This window comes from Curtobacterium sp. Leaf261 (assembly GCF_001422205.1).
Taxonomy (GTDB): domain Bacteria; phylum Actinomycetota; class Actinomycetes; order Actinomycetales; family Microbacteriaceae; genus Curtobacterium.
On the sequence record NZ_LMMJ01000007.1, the window covers coordinates 250,695 to 268,973 of the forward strand.

General features: G+C 69.9%; 19 protein-coding genes. 4 read left to right on the forward strand and 15 right to left on the reverse strand.

What is annotated here, in order from left to right; translation table 11 throughout:
• Positions 1 to 34 precede the first annotated feature (34 nt).
• From tsaE to glmS, 5 genes are all read right to left on the reverse strand, one after another.
• Positions 35 to 541 (reverse strand): tRNA (adenosine(37)-N6)-threonylcarbamoyltransferase complex ATPase subunit type 1 TsaE, encoded by a 507-nt coding sequence (gene tsaE / locus ASF23_RS06490; RefSeq protein ID WP_055950815.1) that lies wholly within the window; start codon positions 539 to 541, stop codon positions 35 to 37.
• Positions 538 to 1,677: an alanine racemase gene (alr, locus tag ASF23_RS06495; RefSeq protein ID WP_055950816.1), complete on the reverse strand. Its 1,140-nt coding sequence runs from the start codon at positions 1,675 to 1,677 to the stop codon at positions 538 to 540. The genes tsaE and alr (ASF23_RS06495) overlap by 4 nt, the downstream gene beginning before the upstream one ends.
• Positions 1,674 to 2,786: an alanine racemase gene (gene alr, locus ASF23_RS06500; protein ID WP_055950819.1), complete on the reverse strand. Its 1,113-nt coding sequence runs from the start codon at positions 2,784 to 2,786 to the stop codon at positions 1,674 to 1,676. The genes alr (ASF23_RS06495) and alr (ASF23_RS06500) overlap by 4 nt, the downstream gene beginning before the upstream one ends.
• Before the next feature lie 94 nt (positions 2,787 to 2,880).
• Complete coding sequence (locus tag ASF23_RS06505) at positions 2,881 to 3,261, reverse strand: holo-ACP synthase (RefSeq protein ID WP_055950820.1); 381 nt, start codon at positions 3,259 to 3,261, stop codon at positions 2,881 to 2,883.
• A gap of 9 nt (positions 3,262 to 3,270) precedes the next feature.
• Positions 3,271 to 5,118, reverse strand: a complete 1,848-nt coding sequence (gene glmS / locus ASF23_RS06510) for a glutamine--fructose-6-phosphate transaminase (isomerizing) (RefSeq protein ID WP_055950823.1) — start codon at positions 5,116 to 5,118, stop codon at positions 3,271 to 3,273.
• 82 nt (positions 5,119 to 5,200) lie between these two features.
• Between glmS and ASF23_RS06515 the strand changes: the two genes are divergently transcribed.
• Positions 5,201 to 5,683, forward strand: coding sequence for a glutathione peroxidase (locus ASF23_RS06515; protein ID WP_055950826.1), 483 nt, complete (start codon positions 5,201 to 5,203; stop codon positions 5,681 to 5,683).
• Positions 5,684 to 5,784: 101 nt separating this feature from the next.
• The gene (gene coaA, locus ASF23_RS06520; RefSeq protein ID WP_055950829.1) at positions 5,785 to 6,732 is read left to right on the forward strand and encodes a type I pantothenate kinase; all 948 of its coding nucleotides are present in this window, start codon (positions 5,785 to 5,787) and stop codon (positions 6,730 to 6,732) included.
• Between the two features lie 21 nt (positions 6,733 to 6,753).
• Here coaA and glmM read toward each other — a convergent pair whose 3' ends face one another.
• The 10 genes from glmM to truA all read right to left on the reverse strand — a co-directional run bounded on the left by glmM (position 6,754) and on the right by truA (position 16,218).
• Positions 6,754 to 8,118, reverse strand: a complete 1,365-nt coding sequence (gene glmM, locus ASF23_RS06525) for a phosphoglucosamine mutase (protein WP_055950832.1) — start codon at positions 8,116 to 8,118, stop codon at positions 6,754 to 6,756.
• A gap of 22 nt (positions 8,119 to 8,140) precedes the next feature.
• Entirely contained in the window at positions 8,141 to 8,626 is a 486-nt protein-coding gene (rpsI, locus tag ASF23_RS06530) for a 30S ribosomal protein S9 (protein WP_055950835.1), read from the reverse strand.
• A gap of 36 nt (positions 8,627 to 8,662) precedes the next feature.
• Entirely contained in the window at positions 8,663 to 9,109 is a 447-nt protein-coding gene (gene rplM, locus ASF23_RS06535) for a 50S ribosomal protein L13 (RefSeq protein WP_055950838.1), read from the reverse strand.
• 254 nt (positions 9,110 to 9,363) lie between these two features.
• On the reverse strand, positions 9,364 to 12,105 hold the full coding sequence (locus ASF23_RS06540) for an ExeM/NucH family extracellular endonuclease (RefSeq protein ID WP_082473885.1): 2,742 nt from the start codon (positions 12,103 to 12,105) through the stop codon (positions 9,364 to 9,366).
• A 127-nt stretch (positions 12,106 to 12,232) separates the two neighbouring features.
• Positions 12,233 to 12,511, reverse strand: a complete 279-nt coding sequence (locus ASF23_RS06545) for a hypothetical protein (RefSeq protein WP_156364295.1) — start codon at positions 12,509 to 12,511, stop codon at positions 12,233 to 12,235.
• Positions 12,511 to 13,227 carry a hypothetical protein gene (locus tag ASF23_RS06550; protein ID WP_055950845.1) on the reverse strand — a complete coding sequence of 239 codons (717 nt, stop codon included), beginning with the start codon at positions 13,225 to 13,227 and terminating at the stop codon, positions 12,511 to 12,513. The genes ASF23_RS06545 and ASF23_RS06550 overlap by 1 nt, the downstream gene beginning before the upstream one ends.
• A 4-nt stretch (positions 13,228 to 13,231) precedes the next feature.
• On the reverse strand, positions 13,232 to 14,119 hold the full coding sequence (locus ASF23_RS06555) for an ABC transporter ATP-binding protein (RefSeq protein WP_055950848.1): 888 nt from the start codon (positions 14,117 to 14,119) through the stop codon (positions 13,232 to 13,234).
• 83 nt (positions 14,120 to 14,202) lie between these two features.
• On the reverse strand, positions 14,203 to 14,625 hold the full coding sequence (locus ASF23_RS06560; protein ID WP_156364297.1) for a hypothetical protein: 423 nt from the start codon (positions 14,623 to 14,625) through the stop codon (positions 14,203 to 14,205).
• A gap of 173 nt (positions 14,626 to 14,798) precedes the next feature.
• Positions 14,799 to 15,302, reverse strand: coding sequence for a GNAT family N-acetyltransferase (locus ASF23_RS06565; protein WP_200919319.1), 504 nt, complete (start codon positions 15,300 to 15,302; stop codon positions 14,799 to 14,801).
• A gap of 34 nt (positions 15,303 to 15,336) precedes the next feature.
• A complete protein-coding gene (gene truA / locus ASF23_RS06570; RefSeq protein WP_055950853.1) occupies positions 15,337 to 16,218 on the reverse strand; it encodes a tRNA pseudouridine(38-40) synthase TruA in 882 nt (293 codons plus the stop codon).
• A 137-nt stretch (positions 16,219 to 16,355) separates the two neighbouring features.
• On the opposite strand from truA, the gene ASF23_RS06575 reads away from it, so the two are divergent.
• On the forward strand, positions 16,356 to 17,351 hold the full coding sequence (locus ASF23_RS06575; RefSeq protein WP_055950855.1) for an ATP-binding cassette domain-containing protein: 996 nt from the start codon (positions 16,356 to 16,358) through the stop codon (positions 17,349 to 17,351).
• Positions 17,348 to 18,178, forward strand: coding sequence for an ABC transporter permease (locus ASF23_RS06580; RefSeq protein WP_082473886.1), 831 nt, complete (start codon positions 17,348 to 17,350; stop codon positions 18,176 to 18,178). Before ASF23_RS06575 ends, ASF23_RS06580 begins: the two co-directional genes overlap by 4 nt.
• Positions 18,179 to 18,279: the final 101 nt, after the last annotated feature.

An 18,279-nucleotide genomic window follows, 5' to 3' on the forward strand; every position in this document is an offset into this window, starting at 1 on the left:
CTTGTCGGACGTCCCACGATCGTAGGGCAGCGCGTCAGATCGCGATGCCCTCCCAACGGGGGCCGATGCCGGTGACGACGACCCTGCGGGGCTCGTCGGGGACGTCGTCCGGGTCGAGGTCGGGATCGTCGACGTCGGAGTCGGCATCCGCGCCCGTCGCCCGCGAGATCTCCACGTCCAGCACGTTCTCCGACACCCCGTCCACCATCCCGCGCCCCCACTCCACGACCACGATCGCCCCGTCCCAGTCGAGGTCGAGGTCGTCGAGCTCGACGGGGTCGGACAGCCGGTAGGCATCGACGTGCACGAGGTCCGGCCCCGCCGCCGTGGGATGGGTCCGAGCGAGCACGAACGTCGGGCTCGACACCTGCCCGCGAGCACCGAGTGCCGCCCCGAGTCCGCGGGTCATCGTGGTCTTGCCGGCGCCGAGCGGCCCGGTCAGGACGACGAGGTCCCCGGCCCGGAGCACCGCTGCGAGCCGAGCCCCGAGCTCCCCCATCGCGGCGGTGCCGTCCACCCGTTCGTCGAGCAGCAGGGTCATGGTCGGTCGTCCGTGTGCCGTTCGCCGACGTGCACCCGTGGGACGCGACCACCGATACGGCAGACGATCTCCTCGCCGATCGTGTCGAGCGCGACACCCCACTCGAGGACCGTCATCTCGCCGCGGTCGCCGGTCCCGAAGAGCACGACGGTGTCGCCGACCCGCACGTCGTCGTCCCCGACGTCGACGAGGAACTGGTCCATCGCGATCCGACCCGCGACGGGGTACCTGACGCCGTTGATCGCCACCTCGATGCGATCCTGCGCGAGGCGGGGCAGACCGTCCGCGTACCCGAACGGCACGAGCGCGAGCGTCGTCTCCGTGTCGGTGCGGTACGTGTAGTCGTACGAGACCCCGGTCCCGACGGGCACACGCTTCGTCTTGGCCACCGACGCCTCGACCGTCATGACGGGGCGGAGCCCGAGGTCGGCGGCGCTCACCCCGTCCGCCCCGGGGATGCCGAACAGGTTCGCGCCCATCCGGACCATGTCGTACCGGAACTCCGGTCGTTCGAGCCCGGCGAGGCTCGCGGCGACGTGCCGCATCCGGATGTCGAGCCCGGCGTCCTCGGCTGCCTCCACCAGGTCGTCGAACGTCCGGACGGCGGCGCTGTCGTCGTCGTCCGAGGCCTCGGCGAGGTGCGTGTAGGCCGCGACCACCTCGATCGAGCCGTCGCGGACCGCGGCGAGCGCAGCCTGCACGAGCGTCGGCCAGTCCTCGGCGGTCGCACCGTCGCGGTGCAGCCCGGAGTCGACGCCGAGGTGCACGCGGGCCGGACGCTGGTCGACGGCCTCGACGATCCGCGCGAGTTCGTCCACGTTCGAGATCCCGAGGTCGACACCGGAGTCGACGGCGTCACGGAAGTCCAGGCCCGCGTCGTGCTGCCAGGTGAAGAGCCGGACGTCCTCGCCGATGCCGACGGACCGGAGCCGCAGCGCCGCCTCGACCGTGAGCACCCCGATCCAGCGGATGCCGGCGTCGACGGCGGCGCGCGCGACCTCCTCGATCCCGTGTCCGTACGCGTCGGCCTTCATGATCGCCATGACCTCGACGGGGTCCATCCAGTCGCGGACCCGGTCGATGTTCGACCGGTAGGCGTCGAGGTCGACGACGGCCTCGCGGAGCGGCGCGCTCACAGTGTCCTCCGCTCGAGCAGTCGGCCGAGTCGGGCGACCACCTCGTAGTTGATGGTGCCGATCGCGTCGGCCCACTCCTCCACCGCGGGGACACCGGTCGCCGGGTCGCCCCAGAGCACCACCTCGTCGCCCACCCGGACGTCGGCGTCCCCGATGTCAACGTGCATGGCGTTCATCGCGACGCGGCCGACCACCGGGAACCGCTGCCCCCCGATCGACACCGAGACACGGTTGCCGTACGCCCGGTCGAACCCGTCGGCGTACCCGAGTCCGATGATCGCGAGCGTGGTGTCGGTGGACGCGCGGTGCGTGTAACCGTAGCTGACACCCTCGCCCGCGCGCACCCGCACAGTCCGGAGCACCGACGCCGTCACGGTCATCGCGGGTCGGAGTCCGAGGTCGGCCGACGTCCGGCCCGCGAACGGACTGAGGCCGTACAGCGCGATGCCGACGCGTGCCAGGTCGCGACGTGTCTCCGGGACGGCGAGGCTGGCCGCGCTCGCGGCGAGGTGCACGATCTCGGGGACGATGCCGTGTGCGGCCAGACCGTCGAGGGCACGCCGGAGCGTGGCGTCCTGCTCGAGGTCGTCGTCGCGGGACGCGTTCGCGAGGTGCGACATGACCCCCTCGATCCGGGTGCGCTCACCGCGCCGCTGCAGGGACCCGGCGGCGTCGAAGAGCTCCGCCCACTCGGACTCCACGGCGCCGTTGCGGCTGAGGCCGGTGTCGATGACGAGGTGCACCGACGAGACCTCGGCGGCCACCGCGGCGTTCAGCTGGTCGACGCTCGACACGGCGGGAGTGATGTTCTCCGCGGCGGCCCGCTCGAAGTCCTCGTCCGGCGCGTGCAGCCAGGCCAGGATGCGGACGTCGATCCCGCCGTCGCGCAGCGCGAGTGCCTCGTCGATGTCCGCGACACCGAGCCACTCCGCGCCGGCGTCGACGAAGGCCTGTGCAGCATGGAGTGCGCCGTGGCCGTACGCGTCGGCCTTGACGACCGCGATCACGCCGGACGGTGCCACCTGGTCGGCGACCGTCGCGTAGTTGGCGATCAACGCCTCCCGGTCGACGCTGATCCCCGTGAACGCGACGTTCCTGTGGTCGCTCATGCGCGTCGGCCCACGTCGTGCGCGTGGTCGCGCGGATCGGACGGGAGGCACGGATGCAGCCGCGCGCATCGGCGCGGCTCCGGCAAGTGGCTGGTCACGAAACCCCTTCGGTTCCCTCGATCACGACGAACGCCGTCGCGATCGGTCCATCGTGCGACAACGACAGGTGCACCGCACGCACGCCACGCGCGTCGGCCACGGCCTGCGCGCCGGAGTGCAGCGTCAGCGACGGTTTGCGCTGGTCGTCGGCGACGACCTCGAGCTCCTGCCAGCTCAGTCCCGCGCTCGACCCGAAGGCCTTGATGAGCGCCTCCTTGGCGGCGAACCGGGCGGCCAGCGACGCGACCGGCCGGAGCTCGCCGTCGCGGACGAGCTCCGCGGGCGTGAACAGGCGGGTGCGGAGTGCCGGTGTGCGCTCGAGGACGCCGGCGAACCGCGCCAGGTCCACCACGTCGACACCGATGCCGAGGATCACGGGACTGCGCTACTCGACGGTGACCGACTTGGCGAGGTTCCGCGGCTGGTCCACGTCGAGGCCCTTCGCCGCCGCGAGCTCCATGCCGAACATGTGCAGTGGAGCCACCGCGAGGAGCGGCTCGAACAGGGGTGCCGCGACCGGGATCCGCAGGACCTCGTCGGCGTACGGCAGGACCGCTGCGTCGCCCTCCTCCGCGATCGCGATGACCCGGGCACCGCGAGCGCGGATCTCCTGGATGTTCGAGACGACCTTCGGGTGCAGCGACCGGGCGTCCCGCGGACTCGGCACGATCACGAAGACGATCTGCCCCGGTTCGATGAGCGCGATCGGACCGTGCTTCAGCTCACCGGCGGCGAATCCCTCGGCGTGGATGTAGGCGAGCTCCTTGAGCTTCAGCGCGCCCTCGAGGGCGATCGGGTACCCGACGTGCCTGCCGAGGAACAGTACCGAGCGGGTGTCCGCCATCCACTTCGCGAGTTCGCTGACCCGGCCGGCGTCCGCGATGACCTGCGAGAGCTTGTCCGGCAGCGCCTCGAGCTCGGCGACCTGCTCGGCGATCTGCTCGCCGGCCATGGTCCCGCGGATCGTCGCGAGGTGGAGCCCGAGCAGGTAGAGCGCGACGCCCTGCGCGAGGAACGCCTTGGTCGACGCGACCGCGACCTCGGGGCCGGCGTGCGTGTAGATCACGGCGTCGGACTCCCGGGGGATCGTCGCGCCCTGGGTGTTGCAGATCGAGAGCACCTGGGCGCCCTGCTCCCGGGCGTACTTGACGGCCATCAGCGTGTCCATCGTCTCGCCGGACTGGCTGATCGAGACGACGAGCGTGCGGGCGTCGAGCACCGGGTCGCGGTACCGGAACTCGTGCGCGAGCTCGACCTCGACGGGGATCCGGGCCCACTGCTCGATGGCGTACTTGCCGAGGATGCCCGCGTAGGCCGCCGTGCCGCAGGCGATCACGATGACACGGTCGACGGTCGCGAGCCGCTCCTGGATGGGCTCGAGGTCCGTGAGGGTCACCGCACCGTCGTGGACCCGGCCGAGCAGGGTGTTCCGCACGGCATCGGGCTCCTCGCTGATCTCCTTCGCCATGAAGCTCGACCAGCCGCCCTTGTCCGCCGCCGAGGCGTCCCAGGAGACTTCGAACTCGGTGGCCTCCGCGGGCGCGCCGTCGAAGTCGACCACCGTGACGGAGTCCGGGCGGATCGTGACGATCTGGTCCTGGCCGATCGCGAGCGCACGCTGCGTGTACGACACGAACGCGGCGACGTCGGAGCCGAAGAAGTTCTCCCCGTCGCCGAGGCCGACCACCAGCGGGGAGTTCCGGCGAGCGCCGACGACGACACCGGGCTGGTCGGCGTGGATCGCGAGCAACGTGAAGGCGCCGTCGAGCCGCGCGACGGTCCGCCGCATCGCCTCGGTGATGTCGTGCACCTGTCGGAACTCCCGCGCGACGAGGTGTGCGGCGACCTCGCTGTCGGTCTCGCTGAGGAACTCGACGCCCTCGGCGACCAGCTCGTCCCGGAGCGGGGCGAAGTTCTCGATGATGCCGTTGTGGATGAGCGCGAGACGGCCGCCGTCAGCGAGGTGCGGGTGCGCGTTGCCGTCGGTCGGGCCGCCGTGCGTCGCCCAGCGCGTGTGGCCGATCCCGGTGCCGCCGTCGGTCATCGGGTCCTCGGCGAGGTCGTCGGCGAGCACCCGGAGTTTGCCGGCGCGCTTCCGGGACTCCAGGCGTCCGTCGGGGTCGATCACCGCGACACCGGCCGAGTCGTACCCGCGGTACTCGAGTCGGCGGAGTCCACCGAGGAGGACCTCCACGCTGCTGTTCTTGCCGACGTACCCGACGATCCCACACATGCCGACGATCCTATGGTGCCCGTGACCGAGAACCCGCCCAGAGGGGTGCGCCATGGCAGTCCGGCGGGGTTAGCGTGCAGACATGACCCTCGCCGAGATCCCGATCACCACGCTCAAGGGCGGCACCACCACCTTCGGCGAGTACGCCGACAAGGTCGTGCTCGTCGTCAACGTCGCATCCCGCTGCGGGCTCGCGCCCCAGTACGAGCAGCTCGAGGAGCTCCAGAAGACCTACGGGGACCGCGGGTTCACCGTGCTCGGCTTCCCGAGCAACCAGTTCCTGCAGGAGCTCGGGTCGGCCGAGGCGATCGAGGAGTACTGCTCCACCACCTGGGGAGTCACCTTCCCGATGTCCGAGAAGGTCAAGGTGAACGGCCGCGGCGCGCACCCGCTGTACCAGGAGCTCAAGAAGACCCCGGATGCCTCGGGCAAGGCCGGTCGCGTGGCCTGGAACTTCGAGAAGTTCCTCGTGACGCCGTCCGGCGAGGTCAAGCGCTTCCGCCCGCAGACCAAGCCGGACGCACCGGAGATCGTCGAGGCAATCGAGGCGGCACTCCCCGCCTGAGCGGGTGACCGGGCGCGAGCGCGCACCGGACGGGAGGCACGGGTCGGGCCCGCACCGTGCCTCCCGGCCGTTCCCGCACCGACCCGGTTACGCTCGATCCCATGCCCAACGCGCACGCGGACACCGCTCGGCACGCCACCCCGTTCGTCGAGATCGACCGCGGCGAGTGGGCGGGCCTGGCGCCGTCGCAGCACCTCGCGCTCACCGAGACCGAGATCGTGCAGCTCCGCGGGCTCGGCGACCGGCTCGACATGCAGGAGGTCCAGGACGTCTACCTGCCCCTCTCCCGCCTGCTGAACCTCTACGCGGCCGGAGCGCGGGACCTGCACGCGCAGACGAGCCGGTTCCTCGGGGAGCGGGCGCAACCGACCCCGTTCGTGATCGGCGTCGCGGGGTCGGTGGCCGTCGGCAAGTCGACCGTCGCGCGGCTGCTCCGCGAGCTCACGAAGCGGTGGGAGGACACCCCGCGGGTCGAGCTCGTCACCACGGACGGGTTCCTGTACCCGAACGCCGAGCTCGAGCGGCGCGGCATCATGGACCGCAAGGGGTTCCCGGAGTCGTACGACCGCCGCGGTCTGCTGCGGTTCGTCAGCCAGGTGAAGAGCGGCGCCGCGGAGGTGCGCGCCCCGTACTACTCGCACCTGCGCTACGACATCGTCCCCGACGCCGAGATCGTCGTCCGTCAGCCGGACGTGCTGATCGTCGAGGGCCTCAACGTGCTCGCGCCGCCGGTGCACGGCCGTCTGGCGCTGAGCGACCTGTTCGACTTCACGATCTACGTCGACGCGAAGACCCGCGACATCGAGTCCTGGTACGTCGACCGGTTCCTCGCCCTGCAGGAGGAGGCGTTCGCGAACCCGGACTCGTTCTTCCACCGGTTCGCGGCGCTGTCCCGCGAGGACGCCGTGCGCACCGCGACCGACGTCTGGCGTGCGATCAACGAGCCGAACCTGGTCGAGAACGTGCTCCCCACGCGCTCCCGCGCCACCCTCGTGCTGAAGAAGGGCGCGAACCACAAGGTGCACAGCGTCCTGCTCCGCAAGATCTGACCCGTCCCTCGTTCCCCGGGGCTACAGCGCCAGACGGACGCGGACGACCTCGGCCAACTCTGCGGCGACCCGCTCGGCCGTCGCCTGGTCGGCGGCCTCGACCATGACCCGGACGACGGGCTCGGTGCCCGAGGGACGGAGCAGCACCCGGCCGGTGTCACCCAGGGCCTCGCTCGCAGCGGCGACGGCGTCCTGGACACCCTGGTCGGCGAGCCCGTGCCGGTCGACGCCCTTGACGTTGACGAGCACCTGGGGGAACACCGTCATCACGGACGCGAGTTCGCCCAGCGTCTTGCCGGTCCGGGCCATCTCGGCGACCAGGTGCAACCCCGTGAGGATGCCGTCACCCGTCGTGGCGAACTCGTTGAAGATGATGTGGCCGGACTGCTCGCCGCCGAGCGAGTAGTCCCCCTCGACCATCTTCTCGAGCACGTAGCGGTCGCCGACGCCGGCCTCGATCACGGAGATGCCGTTCTCGGCCATCGCACGCTTCAGCCCGAGGTTCGACATCACCGTCGCGACGAGCGTGTCGTCCTTCAGGTGCCCGCGCTCCTTGAGCGACAGCGCGAGGATCGCCATGATCTGGTCACCGTCGACGGCGTTCCCGGCGGCGTCCACCGCGAGACACCGGTCGGCGTCTCCGTCGTGCGCGATGCCGATGTCCGCGCCGGCCTCGAGCACGGCGCGGGCGAGGTTGTCGATGTGCGTGGAGCCGACACCGTCGTTGATGTTCATGCCGTCGGGGTCGGCCCCGATCAGCGTGATCGTGGCACCCGAGTTGACGAACACCTCGGGAGACACCCCCGCGGCAGCACCGTTCGCGCAGTCGAGGACGACGTGGATGCCGTCGAGCCGCGCCGGGAGCGTGCCGAGCAGGTGCACGACGTAGCGGTCCTCGGCATCGGCGAACCGTGTGATGCGGCCGACACCGGCACCGGTCGGGGTCGGGATCTCGGTCGTGCCGATCGCCGCCTCGATGCGGTCCTCGACCTCGTCGGGGAGCTTCCGGCCACCGGCGGCGAAGAACTTGATGCCGTTGTCGGGGGCGGGGTTGTGCGACGCGGACACCATCACGCCGAAGTCGGCGTCGATGTCGGCCACGAGGAACGCGGCGGCGGGCGTCGGGATCACACCGGCGTCGAGGACGTCGACCCCGGCACTCGCCAGACCGGCAGCGACCGCCGCGCCGAGGAACTCCCCGGAGACACGTGGGTCACGCGCCAGGACCGCGCGCGGGCGCGGTCGACCGGACGCGCGTCGCGCGTCCGCATGGTGTCCGTGTGTGAGCACGGCCGCGCTCGCCTGGGCAAGGCCCAGTGCGAGCGCGGCCGTCAACTCGCCGTTGGCGAGACCACGAACACCGTCGGTACCGAACAGACGCGGCACAGCAGCTCCCGCCGACGTCGGATCAGCGCTTCGAGAACTGCGACGCCTTACGGGCCTTCTTGAGACCGGCCTTCTTGCGCTCGATGACGCGGGCGTCACGAGTCAGGAAGCCGGCCTTCTTGAGGGCGGCGCGGTTGTTCTCGCGGTCGATCTCGTTGAGCGTGCGCGCGATGGCGAGGCGGACCGCACCGGCCTGGCCGGAGGGGCCACCACCGGTGACGCGGACCGTGACGTCGTAGGACCCGAGGAGCTCGAGCACCTTGAACGGGTCGTTGATGAGCTGCTGGTGCAGCTTGTTCGGGAAGTAGCCCTCGAGCGTACGGCCGTTCACCACGAAGGTGCCGGAACCCGGGACGAGGCGCACGCGGGCGATTGCCTCCTTGCGGCGCCCGACGGCACCGCCCGAGACGTTGAGGATCTGGCGAGGGGCTGCCTCCGCGGACGCCGGGGCGCTCTCGGTGGTGAAGCTCTCGGGGGTCTGCTCGATGCTGTCAGCGATCTGGGCCATGAGTTCTTATTCCTTCGAAGTCTTCGTGACCGACGCTTACTGCGCGACCTGGTCGAGGGTGTACGTCGTGGGCTGCTGGGCAGCGTGGGGGTGCTCGGAGCCCGCGTAGACCTTGAGCTTCTTCAGCTGAGCGCGACCGAGGGAGTTCTTCGGGAGCATGCCGCGGATGGCCTTCTCGACGGCACGCGTCGGGAACTTCTCGAGCATCTCGGGGTAGGTCGTGGCCGTGATGCCGCCCGGGTAGCCCGAGTGGCGGTAGTAGATCTTCTCGGCGAGCTTGGCGCCGGTGAGGGCCGCCTTCTCCGCGTTGATGATGATGACGAAGTCGCCCATGTCCATGTGGGGGGCGAAGGTCGCCTTGTGCTTGCCGCGCAGGAGCGCTGCGGCGTGCGATGCCAGGCGGCCGAGCACGACGTCGGTGGCGTCGATGATCAGCCATTCATGCTGGACGTCAGCCGGCTTCGGTGAGAACGTGCGAGTCACAGGTGTGCTGCTTTCGTGTCGAGGTGAGTTGTCCGTGAATCCCACTCCGGTGAGGGTTCCGTACCGGACAGACGTCCGGGGAACACTCCGTTGGAGGGCTCATCTTCGGGTCGTGCGCGCTGGTGGCGCAGACCAAGGGGCAACGATACGCGACGCGAGGTCGCGGGTCAAACGCGGTTGCGTGCGCAACAACGGACGGGAGGGACGGTGCGCGTCCGACTCGCACCGTCCCTCCCGTCAGTTCCAGGCTGGCGTCAGCCGTGCCAGAGGTGCGCGATGATCCAAGCGATCAGCGCGGCGATGATCTCGGCGGCGCTCTGGCCGGGGTGTCCGGGCTGACCCGGCTGACCCGGGTGACCCGGCTGCCCAGGGTTGCCACCGTGACCCGGGTTGCCGGGGTTGCCCGGCTGCCCGCCGTTGTCGACCCCCGGCAGGTCGATGCCGACGAGGATCGGGTCGTGGTCGCTCGCGCGGTACTGGTCGGGCGTGTACAGGTTCGACACGTTGTCGTTGTACCGGCTGTACTCCAGCCCGACCGACTCGACTGAGTTGATGTTCCAGATGTCCACGCCCTTGACCGTCGCGAGCGCGGCCTTCGACGCGAACACGTGGTCGAGCGAGCCGCTCAACCCGTCGAACACGTACGAGTGCTCGGACGCGTCGAGCGCCGGGCCGAGGTCCGTGTAGCCCGCCTGGTCGAGCGCGACCACCGGGTCCTCCTGGCTGTAGGCGTTGAAGTCGCCGAGCATGAAGACCTTGTCGGTGCCGTACTGCTGCTGCATCGCGGTGGAGAAGGTCACGAGGGCCTTCGCCTGGTTCACCCGCGACAGGTTCGAGGCACCCTGCCCGTCGCCCTGGTCGGCGTCGGCACCGGTCCCGCTGCCCTTGGACTTGAAGTGGTTCGCGATGACGAGGAACGTCGTGTCCTTGCCGCCGACCTTCGTCTTGCCGGACTTGCCGACCGGCACGAGCGGGCGGAACGCGTCGGCCACGGGCTGCCGTGCGTTCGTGAACGCCGGGGCGTCCGTCAGGATCGTCGACTCGCCCTGGGGCGCGACGCGGTCCTTCTTGTAGATGAGTGCGAGGCGGATGACGTCCTCGCTCGCGGGGACCTTCGCCGGCGACGGAACGTACGCCCAGACGGTCTTCCCCGCGGCGGCGTTCAGCGCGTCGACGAGGGTCGAGAGCGCGGCGTCCCGGTCCTTCCCGAAGCGTGCGGAGTTCTCGATCTCCTCGAGGGAGACGACGTCGGCGCCGAGGCCGTTGATCGCGGTGACGATCTTCTGCTGCTGGCGGGCGAGGTCGTCGGCGTTCGCGGCACCGCGGGCGTCGCAGCCGTCGCGGACGGTGAGCGGGTTGCCCTCGCGGTCGTCGTAGTACGTGCACCCGGTGAGCTGGTCCCCGGTCGTCGGGAAGTAGTTGAGCACGTTGAACCCGGCGAGCCGGATGTCACCGCCCACGTTCGCGGGGGCGGCCGGTCGGACGTTCCCGAAGGTCGCCGGGAGGTCGGCCTTCGCCGTGGCGCCGGTGACGGGTGTCGTCGGCTCGAACTTCCACGCCGAGTTCCGGAAGTCGAGGACGACCGGCTTCGAGAACTGCACCGGAGCGCCGACCGTGACGGGTCCGGCGTTCGTGAGCCACGGCACGGGGATGCTCGACCCGGCCGCCGTGAGGTAGTTCGTGCTGGCGCCGTCGTCGAGGGTGATCGCACGCGCAGCGTTGTCGGCGGCGACCGCTGCCGCGGCGGGGGTTCCCGGGCGGGCGACCTCGGTCGGCTGCAGGAGCGGGGTGGTCCCGCTCGCCAGGGCGACCTCGCCGTACTGGTTCGTCGTGTAGACGTCGGTCACGGTGTAGCTCCCGGCGGGCTGCACGAGCATGCTCTCCAGCGACTCGCGTGCGGCGTCCGTCCGCGGGAAGGCCACCTGCGCGGGTTTCGGGGCGACGACGCCCGCCGCGGGGAGCTGCTCGAGGCCCGACGTGCTCGTGACGTTGAGCTCCGTGAGGCCGTAGAACTCCGACACCGTGCCGGTGAGCCGGACGGCCTGGCCGATCGCCACGCTGCCGACGGTGGTCGGCGAGTAGACGAAGACACCGTCGGACGCGGTGTGGGTCGACGCGTCGATCGCACCGCCGGTCCCTGCGGTCTGGACGAAGTAGCCCTGGTAGCCGCCCGTCGGGTACACCGCGGTGACGACGCCCGTCGTGCGGACGGCCTTGTCGACGTACGGCGAGGTGTCCGTCGTGCCCTGGAGCTCGGCGATCGTGACGTCCGTGGCGGGTGCCGGGGTCGTGCCGCCGTCGCCGGGATCGGTCGGGTCGGTCGGGTCGGTGGGATCGGTCGGCGCGGTGGTGTCGCCCGCCGCGTTCGTCGGGGTGATCGTGCTCGTCAGCGCGAAGTCCGCCGCGTTGACGTCCGTGTCGGTCGTGCCCGTCCGCGTCAGCGCGTCCGGCACGGTGTTCGCGGTGCCGGCCTTCGCGACCGTCGTCTCGAACGTGTTGGACGTGCCGTACCCGACGAGGTCGACGACGCCGGCGGTCCCGGTGGCGATCGCCCCGGTCGGCAGCGTGAGCGCCGTGGCCTGGTCGGAGAGCACGAGCGTGCCCGTCGAGCCGCTCGGGTTCACGGTGGTGACGGCGTCCGGCGTCGGGAGGGCAGCGCCGTTCGACCCGTTCGAGGAGAGCTGGACGAGGAACGTGCCGTGCGCCGGGATCGACCCCGAGAGCGCACCGACCGATGCGGCCCCGGTGCCGGTGGCCGAGCGGTACTGGAGCGACCAGCCACTGAGGTCCACTGCGGCGGCGGTCGGGTTGCCGAGCTCGACGAACTTGTTCGTGAACGGTGCGTTGGCGCTGCCGCCCTTGAGGTAGGCCTCCTCGATGACGACGCCCGTTCCGGACGGGTTCGCGGAGGCGGTCGTGACGGCGACGAGCGGGGCGACGAGGACGGCGGCAGCGGCGGCGATGCCGAGCACGGTCCTGGAGGTGGAGCGAGGCATGGTTTCCTTCGAGAGACGAGAAGATCCCTCGAAGCCTATGGAGCTGGGCGAACCCACAGGTTTCGACAAGGTGAACTCTGCCCCTCGAACAGGGGCAGACCGGTTGTGCTCCGATCATCGGCCTCCGTCAAACCGTCACCATCCGGTAGACGGCGATGATCGCCGCGAGCACGAACCACCCGAGGAGGCTGTCCCGCCGCCGCGCAAGGAAGACAGCGATCGTCGCCGCGACGATCGCGCACGACATCGCTCCGACGCGGATCGAGAAGTCCTGCCCGGACACCCCGGCGACCCAGAACCCGAGCGTCCCGATCACGACGAGCATCCCAACAGCGACCCGACGCCATCGGGCACGACTTGCTCGACTGGGGGTGTGGCCCTGCTCGGCGGCTTGCTCGAGACCCATCAGCTCTCCTCCCGCTTCATCCGGATCACGGCGCCAGTTGCCGGCAGAAGGATCCAGAGGGTGAACGCGCACGTACCGGCACCGACACCGACACCGCCCTCTCCAAGCAGCGCATTCTGCAAGGACGAGAAGCGAAGGATCTGCGTCCACGCGGGCAATGCCAGGGTCGCGGTGTCAAGAACGAACGTGACCAACACCACGACGATGACCCCCGCAGCAACGGAGCGCAGGAGCGCTCCGAGAGCGAGCCCGAAGAGCGCAGAGGTGTACACGAGCACAACTGCCCCCCAGAACGCACCCGGGAGATCACCCGATCGGAACGGGAGACCCGAGATGACAGCTGTGGTTACGACGACGACGCTTGCGACGGTCACGGACCAGATGAGAACGGCCGTGCTCGCGAGCATGGAAGCGCTGAGCCTAGCGAGGAGGATCGATGTTCTGCTGGCACCTGCGAGGATCTGACTTCGATCTCCACGATGCGTTGCGTCTGCGGCGCCGGTGACGACGCTGATCATCGGGATGCTGATCGCTGACGGAAGGATCGAGATCGCGATGATCTCAGACAGCACAAGGCTGCCGCGGCCCGCGCCGATGGAACTCCCGAGAACCGCAGACGCAACGATGAGGGCGGTGAGTGCGGCCGTGCCGGATGCGGCTCCGATCGTGTCGATTCGACGGCGGAGTTCGAACTTCGTGAGCGTGTGGACGCGCATCGACTCAACCAGCCTTTGAGGAGAATTCGGCCACCGTCACGGAATCGAAGATCCGCTCCAACGCCGGTCGACGTCGAGGGCCGACCTCGTTCACGTCGAGCCCGAGCTCCACTGAGACGCGCACGAGGTCCGCGGCACTCAGTACCGTCTGGATCCGGCCTCCCAAGATTGACACCTCGTGCCCGAGTTCCTCGAGTCGGTCGACCAACACCTGGGCTTCGCTCACGACGATCTCCGAACCGGCGCCGAGTTCCTCATCGGATCGGCCGACCGAGGACACCATCCGCCCCTGGCTGAGTATGAAGACCTCATCCGCCACGGCGTCGATCTCCCGGAGGAGATGACTGGACACGACGACGATGCGGCCGCGAGCGCGGAGGTCAGCGGTGATCTGACGGACCCAACTCATCCCATCCGGATCCAATCCATTCATCGGTTCATCGAGGAGGACGACCTCTGGATCACCGAGCATGGCCATGGCGATGCCGAGGCGCGCCCGCATCCCCAGCGATAGCGCGCGCACTCGACGGCGCTGGACGGGCCCGAGACCACACTGCGTGATCAGACCGTCGACCGACGTCCGCTGGACTCCGCGCAGCATCGCTGAGAGGCGCATCGTCTCGATGACGGATCGGGCTGGGTGGAGGTCGTCGGTGCCGAGAGACGCCCCGACCCGCAGTGGGGCATCCACGCTGTGCCGCAGGTCGACGGCGCCCCGATCGGGAAGCGTCAGTCCAGCGAGGATGCTGAGGAGTGTCGATTTCCCTGCTCCGTTCGGACCGACCAAGCCGTAGACACGTCCTGGCATCAGCGTCATGGACACATCGGCGAGCCTCACGCGTCCACGAGTCGACTTCGAAACACCCCGCACATCGACGATGCCGATGTCCATGTTCGTCCCCTCCTTGTTGCAATTGGCAGGCCCGCCCGCTGTCGCGCGGACGGGCCCACCGGGTGATCAACCAAACAGGGTGATCATCCGAAGAAGTAGTGCCAAAGCTGATCGAACAACTCCGTCAGCGACAGCTGTGCGAGCTGGTTGATCGTGGTCCGGATCCAGCCTGCGAGGCCATTCCACCAATTCGTGAACGCCTTGATGCCAGAGCGCAACGCGTCCTTCAGGGCCGGGACGATGGACGGCGCATTCGATTTGATCCAGTTGACGATCGAGCCGATCGGCAGCCCGCGCGTCTCACCACCAGCCGGTGCTTGGCCGGCAGGTGCCTCCGTTCCGCCGATGCTCACGGGCGAGAGAGGACCGCGGAGGGCCCCGCTTGAACTCATGGCGGCCGTCGGCGCGGAGATCGGCTGAGCATTGGCCGCAGTCACACCAGCCCCACCGACGAGCGCACCGGTCACGACGCAGACGATCACGCCGACTTTGTGAATCTTGTTCATGAATACCCCTATCCTCTCCGGCGACAGTGCCGGGTGAGAACACCTTTGCAGACTGATGTATAAAATAACATTGTCATCTTATAAATTTTACACATCAAAAACGAAACATCCCGGCTGAGGTCGTCGTCACCCGGCTCCGAGCCTTCGGTTGTTCCCGTCGAGCGGCCAGCCGATTACGCGGTCCCGCCGGCGACCTCGGCGAGCGCGTCGCCGTCGAGCCGGCACGTCCGCCACTCGTCGAGGAACGACGCCCCCATCGACTCGTAGAACCCCACGGCGCCGCTGTTCGTGTCGAGCACGCTCCACTCGAGCCGCGACCACCCCTGCGCGACGCACTCGGACGCCAGCCGCGCGAGCAGCGCCTTGCCGTACCCGGCGCCCCGGTGCTCGGGCCGGACGTACAGGTCCTCGAGGTGGATGCCGTGGTCGCCCGTCCACGTCGAGTAGGTCAGGAACCAGATGGCGATCCCGGCGAGCCGGTGCGGCCCATCGGGACCACCGGCAGAGTCCGCCTCCACGACGTGGGCGAACGCCTTCGGCGCCTCGCCGAACAGGACGGACTGGAGGCGCGGGCCTGCGTTCCGGACGGCGTCCGGCTCCCCCTGGTGCGCGGCCAGGTCGCGGATGAGCGCCAGGATCTCGGGGACATCGGACGGTTCGGCGGCGCGGATGGTCACCGCACGAGCCTAGGGCGCAGCGGCCCCCCGTCGGCTACTCGGCGTCGCGGCGCGCTCTCGTCGTGAGCGCACGGGCGGCGAGGTCCTCGTCGGCGGGGTACCCGACCTCCACGAGCGTCAGGCCCTTCGCCGGTGCGACCTTGAACGCGCTCGTCCGGGCCTCGGCCACGCGGAGTTCCTCGAGCTGGGTCGGCGTGAGCTTGCCCTCGCCGACGCCGATCGCTCCGCCGACCATGGCCCGGACCATGCTGTGGCAGAACGCGTCGGCCTGGAGCGACGCCACGAGCACGCCGTCCGGCTCCCGGTGCCACCGGAACTCCTGGAGCGTGCGGATCGTCGTCGCACCCTCGCGGGGCTTGCAGAAGGATGCGAAGTCGTGCAGACCGAGGAGCGTCAGCGCACCGAGGGCCATGGCGCCGGCGTCGAGGTGCGCCGGGTACCAGAGCGTGTGTCCGCGGCGCAGGGGGTCCCGCGGTGCGTCGAGGTCGGCGACGCGGTACTCGTAGCGGCGCCACACCGGCGAGAAGCGGGCGTCGAAGCCCGGCGCGGCCTCGGTGATGCGCGTCACGACGACGTCGCTGTCGAGGCCGGCGATGCCGTTCAGCCGCGCGAGCAGCGCATCCGACGGCGTCCGTGCCGGCCGGTGCGACGGACCACGGTGCGGCTTCGCGAGGCCGCCGAACTGCTCACGGGTGAGATCGACGTGCGCGACCTGCCCGGTGGCGTGCACGCCCGCGTCGGTCCGCCCGGCGACCGTCAGTCGAGGTGGAGGTCCGGTGCGTCGGAACACGGTGGCGAGGGCTTCCTCGAGCTCCCCCTGCACGGTGCGGAGCGTCGGCTGCCTCGCCCACCCCGCGAACCCGGCACCGTCGTAGGCGATGTCCAGACGGAGCCGGACGGTGTCGGACCCAACCATCTCGCTCACGCGATCGAGCCTACCGATCTGACACGTGCCTCCCGTCCGTGTCAGTGGCACGTCAGTGCCGCGTGAGCGGCACCGGACACCATCGACATCGACGCCGCCATCCGGACGGTGTCGATGAGAGGACACCCATGAACGACGCACCGCTCGCGGTGGAGGCCACCGGCCTCGTCAAGACGTTCGGCCAGAACCGTGCGGTGGACGGCGTCGACCTCCGGGTCGAGGCCGGCACCGTGTACGGCGTGCTCGGACCGAACGGCGCCGGCAAGACCACCACCATCTCCATGCTCGCCACGCTCCTGAAGCCCGACGCCGGGGAGGCGCGGATCTTCGGGCACGACGTCCGACACGACGCGCAGGCCGTCCGCCGGCTCATCGGCGTGACCGGGCAGTACGCATCCGTCGACGAGACGCTCAGCGCGACCGAGAACCTCGTCATCTTCGCACGGCTCCTCGGACTCGGCCGGAAGGAGTCCAGGGCGAAAGCCACTGAGCTCCTCGAGCAGTTCGGCCTGACCGAGGCGGCGAAGCGCCCGCTCAAGGGCTTCTCGGGCGGCATGCGGCGACGCCTCGACCTCGCCGCGAGCCTCATCGCGCAGCCACCGTTGATCTTCCTCGACGAGCCCACCACGGGCCTCGACCCGCGGACCCGCGCGCAGATGTGGGACACGATCCGCGAGCTCGTGGCGACCGGGTCGACCGTGCTCCTCACGACGCAGTACCTCGACGAGGCGGACCAGCTCGCCGACCGGATCGCCGTCATCGACCGCGGCCGCGTGGTCGCCGAGGGCACCGGCGACGAGCTGAAGTCCTCGGTCGGCGTCTCGAGCCTGCAGCTCCGGATCACCGACCCGGCCGGGATGCCCGATGCCGTCGACGCCGTCCGCCGAGTGCTCGGGGTCGACCCGGTCGTCTCCCCCGAGGGCGGCCGGATCACCGCACCGATGGCCGATCCCGACCGCGTCACGGACCTGCTCGTGTCGTTCCGGCAGGCCGGCATCTCCCTGGCCGAGATGAGCGTGCAGAAGCCGACGCTCGACGAGGTCTTCCTCACCATCACCGGCAAGCCCGCGGCCGCGGACGACGCCTCCGCCGCAGAACGCGTCCTCGAAGGGGCCACCGCATGACCACGCTCATCGCACCCACAGCACCCCGCACCAGCGCCACCCCGCGCGCCGGGGTCGGTCGCACCGGCATCGGGGCGACCGTCCGGCAGTCGCTCACCATGGCGTACCGGGGCCTGATCAAGGTCCGCCGCACACCGGAACAGCTGTTCGACGTGACGCTCATGCCGATCATCTTCACCGTGATGTTCACCTACATCTTCGGTGGTGCGATCGCCGGCGGAGTGGCCGCCTACCTGCCGATCATCATCCCCGGCATCCTCGTCCAGACGAACATCACGTCGTCGATCGTCACGGGTGTACAGCTCCGCGAGGACATGGACAAGGGCGTGTTCGACCGCTTCAAGTCCCTGCCGATCGCGCGGATCGCCCCGCTCGCCGGCGCACTGCTCGCGGACACCGTGCGCTACGCGATCGCGACGACCATCACGTTCATCGTCGGCTTCTGCATGGGCCTCCGACCCGAGGGCGGCATCTGGTCGCTCGTGGCCGCGGGCGCCCTGGTGGTCGTGGTCGCGTGGGCGATCAGCTGGATCTTCGCGTTCTTCGGCGTCGTCGCACGCACGGCGTCGAGTGTCTCCGGCATCTCGAACATGGTGCTGTTCCCGCTGACGTTCCTGTCGAACGCGTTCGTCCCCGCGGACACCCTGCCGTCGTGGCTGCGGTGGTTCTCCGAGATCAACCCGATCTCGCACCTGATCACGGCGGTCCGTGAGCTCGTCAACCACGGTGCCGTCGGCGGTGACCTCGTGGTCTCGCTCATCGGCGCCGCGGTCGTGGTCGCGGTGTTCGCCCCGCTCACGGTGCGTGCGTACATGCGGAAGGCCTGACGGGTCGCGTTCGGCGCGACCACCTGACGGACTGGAGGGACGGTGCCAGCTGGCACCGTCCCTCCAGTCCGTCGCGTGGTCCGCTCAGCGCGGCTCAGCGC